Annotated in this window: 9 protein-coding genes; 4 read left to right on the top strand and 5 right to left on the bottom strand. The window is 70.0% G+C overall.

All coding sequences use genetic code 11. The features are described 5' to 3' along the window. Positions 1-204: 204 nt before the first annotated feature. A complete protein-coding gene (locus tag VFH59_RS12265; protein ID WP_325165186.1) occupies positions 205-1464 on the bottom strand; it encodes a multidrug effflux MFS transporter in 1260 nt (419 codons plus the stop codon). A 104-nt stretch (positions 1465-1568) separates the two neighbouring features. Between VFH59_RS12265 and VFH59_RS12260 the strand changes: the two genes are divergently transcribed. The 3 genes from VFH59_RS12260 (at position 1569) to VFH59_RS12250 (ending at position 6941) form a co-directional block, all read left to right on the top strand. Then, positions 1569-3119: an MFS transporter gene (locus tag VFH59_RS12260; RefSeq protein WP_325165185.1), complete on the top strand. Its 1551-nt coding sequence runs from the start codon at positions 1569-1571 to the stop codon at positions 3117-3119. A 234-nt stretch (positions 3120-3353) separates the two neighbouring features. Next, the gene (locus VFH59_RS12255; RefSeq protein ID WP_325165184.1) at positions 3354-4130 is read left to right on the top strand and encodes a TenA family transcriptional regulator; all 777 of its coding nucleotides are present in this window, start codon (positions 3354-3356) and stop codon (positions 4128-4130) included. Between the two features lie 60 nt (positions 4131-4190). Further along, positions 4191-6941 (top strand): putative bifunctional diguanylate cyclase/phosphodiesterase, encoded by a 2751-nt coding sequence (locus tag VFH59_RS12250; protein WP_325165183.1) that lies wholly within the window; start codon positions 4191-4193, stop codon positions 6939-6941. A 35-nt stretch (positions 6942-6976) separates the two neighbouring features. On the opposite strand, the gene msrA is transcribed toward VFH59_RS12250, so the two are convergent. The 4 genes from msrA to VFH59_RS12230 all read right to left on the bottom strand — a co-directional run bounded on the left by msrA (position 6977) and on the right by VFH59_RS12230 (position 9477). Further along, a complete protein-coding gene (msrA, locus tag VFH59_RS12245; RefSeq protein WP_414655888.1) occupies positions 6977-7678 on the bottom strand; it encodes a peptide-methionine (S)-S-oxide reductase MsrA in 702 nt (233 codons plus the stop codon). Between the two features lie 155 nt (positions 7679-7833). Next, positions 7834-8046 carry an RNA-binding S4 domain-containing protein gene (locus VFH59_RS12240; RefSeq protein ID WP_325165182.1) on the bottom strand — a complete coding sequence of 71 codons (213 nt, stop codon included), beginning with the start codon at positions 8044-8046 and terminating at the stop codon, positions 7834-7836. A 103-nt stretch (positions 8047-8149) separates the two neighbouring features. Continuing rightward, positions 8150-8536, bottom strand: coding sequence for a PRC-barrel domain-containing protein (locus VFH59_RS12235; protein ID WP_325165181.1), 387 nt, complete (start codon positions 8534-8536; stop codon positions 8150-8152). Between the two features lie 104 nt (positions 8537-8640). Beyond that, positions 8641-9477, bottom strand: a complete 837-nt coding sequence (locus VFH59_RS12230) for a DUF72 domain-containing protein (protein ID WP_325165180.1) — start codon at positions 9475-9477, stop codon at positions 8641-8643. A gap of 191 nt (positions 9478-9668) precedes the next feature. On the opposite strand from VFH59_RS12230, the gene VFH59_RS12225 reads away from it, so the two are divergent. Then, on the top strand, positions 9669-10461 hold a 793-nt coding region (locus tag VFH59_RS12225), incomplete at its 3' end, for a serine hydrolase domain-containing protein (RefSeq protein WP_325165179.1).

The following is a 10461-nucleotide window of genomic DNA, read 5'->3' as shown; positions in this document are numbered from 1 at the left end:
GGCACGCGCCGCGCGCATCGGCTCGCCAGCACTGCGGATGCCCGGCGAGGCCGGGCGAAACCGCCGGTAGTAGAACGCCGGAGCTATGAACCGGGCATCGACGGGCTCGGTCACTACATCGAGAGCCGCCTTCCCGGGCAGCGGTTCCATATCGAGTGACACCGCCCCATGGCGGCGCGTTCCGCGTGCCGAGCGCCGGTGGCGCTAGCCCCGCCGCCCGCGCAGCACGTACACCACGAACACGACCACCGCCGCGCCAGTCAGGCCAAGGAACACGACCGGGATGTCCAGGGCGGTCCCGTGGTGCAGGAGGCTCATCGCCACCGTGGCCAGGGCCGCCATGCCCATGCGGACGAAACCGAGCAACGAAGCGGCGTTGCCGGCCATGCGGTGGAAGGGCTCCATGGCCTGGGCGGTGGTGACCGGCAGCATCAGGCCGACACCGCAGAAGCACGCGCTGATCGGAACCAGGAAAGCCGCGAGGCCAGTTTTCGCCCCGAGCAGCAGCGCCACGCCCAACAGGGCGACCGAGCCGGCAAGCAGCAGCGCCAGGCCCGCCGCCAGGAGCGCCAGGTGGCTCAGCCGCGGGGTGAGCCGCACGCACGCCCAGGCGCCGCTCACGAACGCGACCAGGACCGACGCGGCGACGATGGCGATCGCGCCACTGCCTTCGCCCAGCAGGTTGATCACCAGGTCCGGCGCACCGATCAGGGCGGTGTACACCACGCCAACCCCGCAGCCGCCGAGCAGGGCGCAGATCACGAAGCGTGGCGTGCCCAGGATGCGCCGCCAGGTGCGCCACAGGTGCCGCGGCCGGATGGCCCGGCGATCCGGGTACGGGTGCGTTTCCGGCAGCCAGCGCCACACCGAGAACCACAGCAGCCCGCCGAGCCCGGCGAGCACGGCGAAGTTGGCGCGCCAGTCGAGTCCGCGCACCAGATAGGCGCCGGCGAGCGGACCTGCGGCGGGCGCCAGGGCGAATGCCGCGTTCAACTTGGCATAGATGCGCTGGCGCCGATCGGCCGGAAAAGCGTCGCGGACTGCCGCGTCCGCGACCACGCCACCGGCACTGGCACCCAGGCCCTGGACCAGCCGGCTGCCGAGCAGCGGCCAGATGGCCAACGCGACCAGGCTGAGCAGGAAGCCGGCGGTCAGCACGCCCGTGCCCCAGAGCATGACCGGACGCCGGCCAAAGCGGTCGGCCAGGGGGCCGTATCCCAGCTGGCTGAGCGCCGACCCGGCCAGATAGAACGTCATGGTCAGCTGCACCATGCCGTAGTCCGCGCCCAGGGCATGCGCAATGGCGGGCATCGCCGGCGTGTACTCGGTGTCGCCGAAGGGGGCCAACGCCATCATGAAGGCCAGCAGGGCCAGCGCCGGCTGCGGGACCTGCGCGTGCCGCGGCTGCGCCGTTGACGTGCCGTTGGCGGTTCGGGTGCCGGAATCGGCGGGGAGGCAGGACATGCGGCGGACCTTGCCAGGAGCGGGCGACCACCATTGATGCTCGTCCGAGAACGTTTCGTGAGCCGGGCGGGAGGTGAACGCCGCGCAATGCACAGGATCTCGGCATGACCCTTTCGAACAGCGACGCGCGCGCCGCCGCGCCGGCAGGCCGGTTGCGTCGCTGGCTGCGCCAGGACATCGAGCGGCCGCTGGAGGAAATGGCCGGTGGCCCGGCCCGGTTGAAGGTGATCGTGCTGCTGGCATGCGTGCTGTCACTGGACGCGGCAGACAAGGCGACCGTCGGCGCGGTAGCCACGCCGATCAAGGCGGCGCTGCACATCGGCAACCTGCAGGTTGGCTGGCTGGTGACGGCTTCGACCGCCGTCGCCGCCGTGGTGACCCTGCCGTTCGGTGCACTGGTCGACCGTGTACGGCGCGTGCGCCTGCTCACCATTGCACTGGTGCTGTGGTCGGCGAGCATGCTCGCAAGCGGCCTGGCCGCGTCCTACCCGATGTTGCTGATCAGCCGCCTAGCACTGGGTGCGGTCGCCTCGGTGGCCTCGCCGGCGGTCACCTCGCTGACCGGCGACTTCTTCCGCCCCGGAGAACGCGGTCGCATCTTCGGCTACGTGCTGGCGGGCGAGCTGCTCGGGGTGGCGTTCGGGTTCCTCATTTCCGGCAACGTGGCGGCGTGGCTGTCCTGGCGCGCCTCGTTCTTCGCGCTGGCGGTGCTGGGCCTGGTGTTGGCGGTGGTGCTGTGGCGCTGCCTGCCGGAGCCCTCGCGCGGCGGGCAGAGCCGCATCCCGGTCGGCGCCCGCCGCGTGCCCGCCGAGGGTGAGTCCGTCCGGGCCAGGGCGCAGACGCCGCGCAGCAGCTCGCTGCGACGGGTGATCCGCTGGCGAGGCGTGCGGCCGCGCCACGCGCTGATGAGCATGAACCCGGCCTCCGCCTCGCTCTGGCGCGCGGTCCGCTACGTGCTCGCCGTGCCGACCTGCCGCACGCTGATCCTCGCATCGGCGCTGGGCTACTTCTATTTCACCGGCTTGCGCACCTTCGCCATCGTGTTCATGCGCGGGCGCTTCGACCTCAACCAGTCGGCGGCGAGCACCCTGGCGGTGGTGATCGGCCTGGGGGCCATCGCTGGCGTGCTGCTGGCCGGGCGCCTGGGCGATTGGCTCATCGACCGGGGTCACCTGACCGGGCGCGTGCAGGTGGCGGCGGCGGCCTACCTGCTGGCTACGGCCGCCTTCCTTCCAGGCCTGTTGATCGGCACGCTGTGGCTGGCCGGACCGTTCTTTTTCCTGGCGGCCGCGGGCATCGGCGGTGCCAACCCGGCGGCCGACGCGGCGCGCCTGGACGTGGTGCCCTCGGCGCTATGGGGCCGCGCCGAGGGTGTGCGGGCGACGTTTCGTTTCGCGCTGGAGGCGGCTGCGCCGCCGCTGTTCGGCTATGTCTCGGCGCGCTTTGCCGGACACGCGGATACCGGCGGTGCGGCGGGGGCCGCGACCGGCGGCGCGGCCATCGCACGGATGGGCGCGGCCGGGTTGGACCACACCTTCCTGGTGATGCTCGTGCCGCTGGCGCTGGCGGGGGTGCTGCTGCTGGCGCGCACGACGCGTACCTACGCACGCGACGTGGCCACGGCGCTTGCCGCCGAACAGCGGACCCGTCACTGACATCGGCCCGCCACGTCGTGTTGACGCACTCGCCGCCGTTCGGCGCGAAGATGGGGCACCTGCCGATCCGGAGTTCCCCGGGGTGTGAATGGCCCGCCGCGGCCTGCGCAATCGCCGACCATGAGACTGCCGGTTGAAACCATGGACTCCCCGGTGAGCTGCAGCCGGGGAACGGTCGCCCCTGCCTCCGGGCCGTCCGGCGAAAGCGCCGCAGCGCACCCCAAGGAGCAAGCAATGGATAATCGTTTCGAACGGACCGGCCCGCTGACCGAGCTTTCCAGCTATCCGCAGTGGGCACAGGACATGGTGGGCGCCTGCGAGGAAACCAGGCAGAGCGTGATCCGCCACGAGCTGTGGGACCTGATGCGCGAGGTCCGGCTTGGGCGCCAGGGCACCCGCGACTTCATGGCCGGCATCTGGCCCCTGATCGAACGCTTTCCCGCGTATATGGCATACAACCTGCTCAAGACCCGCTACGGCCGCAGCCCCGGCGACAACCTGGCCCGCCGCTGGCTGGTGCGCAACATCCGCGTGGAGCAGAACCATGCCGATTACTGGCTCAACTGGGCCGAGGGCGCCGGGGTGGCGCGCTGGGATGTCCTTTACGGCGAGCCGGCGCGGGGCACCCAGGCGCTCGCCGACTGGTGCGAGGAGGTCAGCCGGGACGACAGCCTGGCCGCGGGTATCGTGGCGACCAATTACGCGGTGGAGGGCGCCACCGGCGAGTGGTCCCAGCTGATCTACGACAGCGCCAGCTACGTCCAGAGCCTGCCGGCGGACAAGCGTGTGCAGAGCCTGCGCTGGCTGCAACTGCACGCCGCCTACGATGACACCCACCCCTGGGAGGCGCTCGAGATCGTCTGTACCCTCAAGGGAACCGCCCCGGCTGCCGATGAAGTGGACCACCTCACCGAGTGTGTCAAACGCAGCTATACCGGGATGCGCATCCTTGCCGATCGCTGCCTGGGGGGCACCCGGGTTTACGGAACCGTGAACGAGGCGGCGGCCTGACGGGACGTGAAAGATAAACAATCGCCCGTAGAATCGCGCGGGTCAGTCACAGGATAGGGGATGCCATTGCCTGCAGCCGTGCCCAGCTTGCACTCGTTGCACCGGCGCTTGTTGCCGCTGGCGTGGGGGCTCGCGGCCGTCATCGGGCTGATCCTTGCCTTTACCTGGGGCGCGCTGCAGGTCCAGGTCGCTCTCGCCGGTTTCCTCAACGGCGAGAGCATCTGGTCCAAGGCGCAGAAGCAGGCGGTGATCGACCTGGGCAACTACGCGGCCAGCGGCGACCCGGCCGACCTGGCCGCCTTCCGCAAGAACTACGACATCCTGCGCATCGATCGCTGGACGCGCGACCGGGTGACGGCCGGCGATTACGACCGGGTCGCCGTCGCCGGGGCGCTGGCGCGGGTCAACACCATGCAGTCCGCCGTGCCGAACGTGATCTTCATGCTCGACCATTTCGCCTCGGCGCCCTACATGAAGCAGGCGCTTGCGGCATGGCGTGCGACCGATCGCCCGGTCGACGAACTGGACATCATCGCCCGTACGCTCGAGCAGGCCCATGCGCGCGGGGCCATGGACCGGGCCCGCATCGCGCGCGCACAGGCGCGCATCCGTGCGCTGAACGAGGACATCGAACCGCAGGCCAAGGTGTTCTCGCAGGAGGTGGCGCACGGGGCGGTCTGGATGGGGCGCGTGCTCTATTCGACCATTTTCGGTGCCACCTGCCTGGCCACGCTGCTGTGGCTGTGGATGGCGCGGCGTGTGCTGGCCGGCATGCGCCGTACCGAGGAGCGCTATCGGCTCCTGTTCGACCGTGCCGCCGACGCCATCGTGATGGTGGACGAGAAGGGTGGCCACATCCTGGACGCCAACCGCAAGGCGCTCGAATGGATCGGCTGCGACATGCAGGAGCTCGTCGGCACGCCTTTCGCCGGGTTGTTCGAACACGGCCTGCCGCGGGGGGAGGGCATCACGCAGGGTGTGCTGCGCCGGGGCGATGGGCGGTCGCGGCCGGTGGAGACGCAGAGCAGCCTGGTTGCCTGGGGCGCGCGGCAGGTCCGCCAGGCGATCGTGCGAGACATTTCCGAACGGATCAGCCTGGAGCAGGAGCGGCGCATCGCCGCCGAGGCGCTGGCGAGCATCGCCGAGGGCGTGATCATTGCCGACGCGCAGCGGCGGGTGCTCTCGGTCAACGCGGCGCACGTGGCCATCACCGGCATCTCGCTGCAGGACATGCAGGGTCGCCGCTTCGACGAGACCCGCCGGCTGGCCGACGGCACGTCGTTGCCGTCGTCGGTGTGGGACACCCTGGCGGCGGGTGGCAACTGGCTGGGCGAGGTGCACAGCCAGCGCGCCGACGGCAGTGTCTACCCCGAGCTGCTCAGCATCAGCGTGATCCGCGATGCCGAAGACCGGGTGCAGCATTACGTGGCGGTGTTCACCAACATCAGCACCACCAAGGCCAACCAGCGCCGGCTCGAACACCTGGCCACCCACGACCCGCTGACCGGACTGGCCAACCGCGCCGAGTTCGAGCGCCAGTGCGCGCTGGCGATCGCCGCTGCCGATCGGGGGCACGGCGCGGTGCCGGTGCTGTTCATCGACCTGGATGCGTTCAAGGTGGTCAACGACAGCTACAGCCACGCCGTTGGCGACCGGCTGCTGGTGCACGTGGCCGAGCGGATCAGCCGTGGCCTGGGCGAGCACGACGTGGCCGGCCGCATCGGCGGCGACGAATTCACGCTGCTGGTCGGCAGGCTGGCGTCGCGTGAGCAGGCCAGCACGCTGGCGCAGCGGCTGCTGGCGGTACTGGGCGAGCCGATGAAGGTCGGCGATTACGAGGTCGCCCTGAGCGCCAGCATCGGCATCGCCGGCTACCCGCTCGACGGCAGCGACCCGGTCACGCTGATCGCCAATGCCGATGCGGCCATGTACGCGGCCAAGACGCAGGAGCGCAACACCTACCGGTTCTACTCGCCGATGATGCAGGCCGACGCACGCAAGCGCCTGGCACTGGCGGCGGAGCTGCGCCAGGCGCTCGCGCGGGGCGAATTCCGGCTGGTCTACCAGCCGAGCGTGGACCTGCGCAACGGCAAGGTGGTCGCGGTCGAGGCGCTGCTGCGCTGGCGGCATCCGGCCCGCGGCGAGGTCTCGCCGGCCGAATTCATCCCCATGGCCGAGCGGCTCGGGCTGATCCGCCACGTGGACGAATGGGTGCTGCAGGCGGTCGCGCGGCAGATGCGCCAGTGGGACGAGGAGGGCCTGCCGCCGGTCCGCGTGGCGGTGAACATCTCGGCCGGTTCCTACGGCGCCCCGCACTTCGTCGAGGACGTGCGCCGCTGGCTGGTGGCCGAGCAGGTCGCCCCGCAGCGCCTGCTGCTCGAGATCACCGAAGGGGCGATCCTGCGCCTCGGCGACGAGATGGAGCGCACCATGAACGCGCTGCACGCGTTGGGTGTGGGCGTGGCGATCGATGACTTCGGCACCGGTTATTCGTCGATGGCCTACCTCAAGCTGCCGGCGATCGCCTTCCTCAAGATCGACCAGAGTTTCGTCGCCGGCCTGCCAGGCAGCGCGCACGACGCCGCCATCGTGGAAGCCATGCTCGCCCTGTCCAAGCGGCTCGGCCTGTGCGCCATCGCCGAAGGCATCGAGACCGAGGCGCAGCACGAGTTCCTGCTGCGCGCCGGTTGCACCGAGGGCCAGGGCTACCTGTACGCAAGGGCGCTGGAAGTGCCGGAGATCGAGCGCATGCTGCGCCCCAACCAGCGCCCGGGGACCGCGCGCCTGCGGCTGGTGCCGCCCGCGCACTGACATCCCGCCGCCGGCACCAGCCTGCCGCTTTCCCTTCAGTGCAACCGCACGTCGACCACCCGCGTCTGCGGGCGGTAGAGCGCCGGCAGCCACTGCTTCAGGTGCGCCACCTTGGGCGCATCGTTGTAGGCGATGTAGGCGTTGTCCGGATGCTGTTCGGCGAAGTCCTGGTGATAGGACTCGGCCAGATAGAACCCCTTCAGCGGCACCACCCGGGTGACGATCGGGGCGGTGAACGCGTGGGCGGCGGTGAGCTGCGCGATGTAGGCCTCGGCCACGCGTTGCTGCTGCGGAGTGGCGTAGAAGATGGCCGAGCGGTACTGGTTGCCGACGTCCGGGCCCTGGCGGTCGAGCTGGGTGGGATCGTGCGCGACCGAGAAGAACACCTTCAGCAACTGGCCGTAGCTGACCTTGCGCGGGTCGTAGGCGACCTTGACCGACTCGGCATGCCCGGTGTCGCCACCACTGACCTGCTCGTAGGTGGCGGTGGCGGCGGCGCCGCCCGCGTAGCCGGACCATGCCTGGCGCACGCCGCGGACATGATCGAACACCGCCTCCACGCCCCAGAAGCAGCCGCCGGCGAACACCGCGACCTGCTCGCCGGGGTGGCTCGGCGCGGGATCGAGCCGCGGGTCGGGCAGGCGCGCCATCCCGTCGGCCGTTGCCGTGCCGGAGGCGCCGCAGCCCGCCATCAGGGCGCAGCAGAGGGGAATCAGGGAAAGCCATCGACCGGACATGGGGTTACCTCGCAGCGTAGTCACGGAGCCACGGACGCATGCCTGAATCGGATGCGCACGGTTCGCTGGAGGTTTCGCTGGTCGGGGGCCTTCGGTTACCTGCGCGCGTTTCCTCCGGTCGGGCGCGTCACGCGAGAGCCGGGGAGGGGACGGCGTCAGAGCACGCGGATTTCCACATCGCCCAGCCGCACGGTCTGGCCTGCGTGGATCTTGCAGGTCTTGCGCAGCTCCCTTTGCCCGTCGACGCGGACTTCGCCGCTGGCCACCAGCATCTTGCCGGCCCCGCCGCTGTCGCACAGCCCGGTCAGCTTGAGCAACTGATTGAGTTCGACGTGGTCGCGGTCGAGCTGGAAGGTGAGCTGTTGCATGGCTGGCGGGAGGTGGCTGGCGGTGGATGCGCCAGTGTACGGGAGCGCATGCGACGAGGGCGCCGCGATCGCGACGCCCCCGGAGGCACCTGGAAGCCGGCCGTCAGTGGTAGTAGCTGCTGATACGGTTGGTGAACGTCGTGTCGGCGAAGTCCGGCCAGTTGTCCTTGTCGAAGCCCGGGGCATCCTTCAGGCGGTCCTTCGAGACATCCAGCACCAGGCAGTGGTTGGCGGTATCCAGTCGCATGGCGTTCCACGGCACCGCGAACAGCTTGTCGCCCATGCCGAGCCAGCCGCCGAAGGAGAGCACGGCGTACTGGATCGTGCCGCTGGCGGTATCGATCATCAGGTCCTTGATCTCGCCGAGGTCCTCGCCGGAGGCATTGCGCACGTTCTCACCGTTCAGCGTGCTCGACGCCAGGACGGGGCCGGTGGACATGCCTGCGCGATTGGGGTTGGCGGTGTTGTAGCCGGTCGATTGGATGGTCATGGCGCATCTCCTGGGCAGTGGGAGGGGAAACGTCGTCGGGAACGACATACCGGAGCCTGCCAAAACGGCCGTGACGCGCGGGGCAAACGACCGTAAACATCGCCTCAGGCGGCCGCGCCGGCCCTGTCGATGCGGGCCTGCAAAGCCATGGCGGCAGCGGGATTGCGCTCCTTCGCGCTGCTGATGAAGAAGATGAACACCTCGCGCGACCGGCCCTGCGATTGCAGCGCGGCGGCGTGTGGCAGTTCGGCTGGGTCCTGGCCTCGCGCCCAGGCGCCTGCGCGTTCGGCCCAGGCATCCAGCGCGGCGGCCGGATAGCCTTCCGGTTCATCGGCGGCGCTGCGCATCAGCCGTGCGTACACGAAGTCGCCGGTCAGATCCGCGAGCGACGGATACTGCGTCGCGTCGGTGAACACGGTCGGGACCCCGTGGGCACGGGCAAGCGCGACGTAGCGCTCGCTGGCGAAGCTGCGGTGGCGTACCTCCAGCACGTGCCGCAACGGCCGGCCGTTGAGCTCGCGCGGCAGCGCATCCAGGAAGCCGGCGATGTCGTCCTCGTCGAATGGCCGGGAAGGACCCAGCTGCCAGTTGATCGGCCCCAGGCGGTCGCCCATTTCCGCGATGCCCCCGGACACGAACGCCTCGATGCCCTTGCCCGCGGCCGCCAGCCTTTTGCTCTCGACAACATGGCGCGGCGCCTTCAGCGCGAACACGAAGCCTTCGGGCGTCTCCGCCGCCCACTTGGCGTAGGTCGCCGGCTTCTGCGCGCCATAGAAGGTGCCGTTGACCTCGATCGCGCGCAGCTGGCGACTGGCGTATTCCAGCTCGCGTCGTTGCACCAACCCGGCCGGGTAGAAGTTGTTGCGCCAGGGGGCAAAGGTCCAGCCGCCGATGCCGACGCGGATCGGGGAGGCCGTGGAGGTGGCGAACAGGTCGGGCATGGTGGCCGCTCCGGGGAAAGGGAGGCCATCTTGCCACTCCGCTTGCAGCGAGCGCCCTCGGCCGTGACCGCGTGGCGGGGAAGCGGTGGCTGCGGGCACTCCCGCAGGACGCCGACCCATTGCCGGTCGTCCTCTGGCCTTGCCGGCGATTTGCCGCGATAGTGGGGCGTTCTCATCAGTGGGAGTCATGCATGACCCAACCCCTCTTCTCCAGCCGCCTGGCGGCCGCTTGCGCCCTGTTGTTCGCCACCACCGGCGCCCTGGGCCAGACGCCGGCGCAGCGGCCGCTGCCGCCGCCGGTGTCGACCGGCGACACCGCGCGGCCGATGTTGCCCGCCCAGCTGGCCGACTTCGGCGCCTACGTGGACAGCGCGCGCAAGACCTTCGACGTGCCGGGCATCGCCGTGGCCATCGTGAAGGACGGGCAGGTGGTGATGGAGCAGGGCTTCGGGCTGCGCGAGCTGGGCAAGGGCGACAAGGTCGACGCGCACACGCTGTTCGCGATCGCCTCCAACACCAAGGCCTTCACGGCCGCCGCGCTGCAGCAGCTGGCCGAGCAGGGCAAGCTTTCGATGGACGACCGGGTGATCGAGCACCTGCCCTGGTTTCGCATGTCCGACGCCTACGTAACGCACGAAATGCGCATCCGCGACCTGCTGGCGCACCGCAGCGGCCTGTCGCTGGGCGCGGGCGACCTGCTGTACTGGCCGCCGACCGACTACAGCACGAAGGACGTGGTCGAGCGCCTGGCCAGGGTGCCGATCAAGAACAGCTTCCGCGCCGGCTATGCCTACGACAACATCCTGTTCGCGGTGGCCACGCTGGTGATCGAGCAGGCCTCCGGGCAGAGCTACGCCGACTACGTGCGCGAGCACATCTTCGAGCCGGTCGGCATGGACGAATCGCTGATCGACAAGACCTACCTCAAGCCCGGCATGGACGTCGCCACCGGCCACGCCAAGGCCGACTTCAAGGACCTGAGGC

Source organism: Frateuria sp. (genome assembly GCF_035695185.1).
Lineage (GTDB): Bacteria > Pseudomonadota > Gammaproteobacteria > Xanthomonadales > Rhodanobacteraceae > Frateuria_A.
This window is presented reverse-complemented; position numbering and strand designations above follow the sequence as displayed.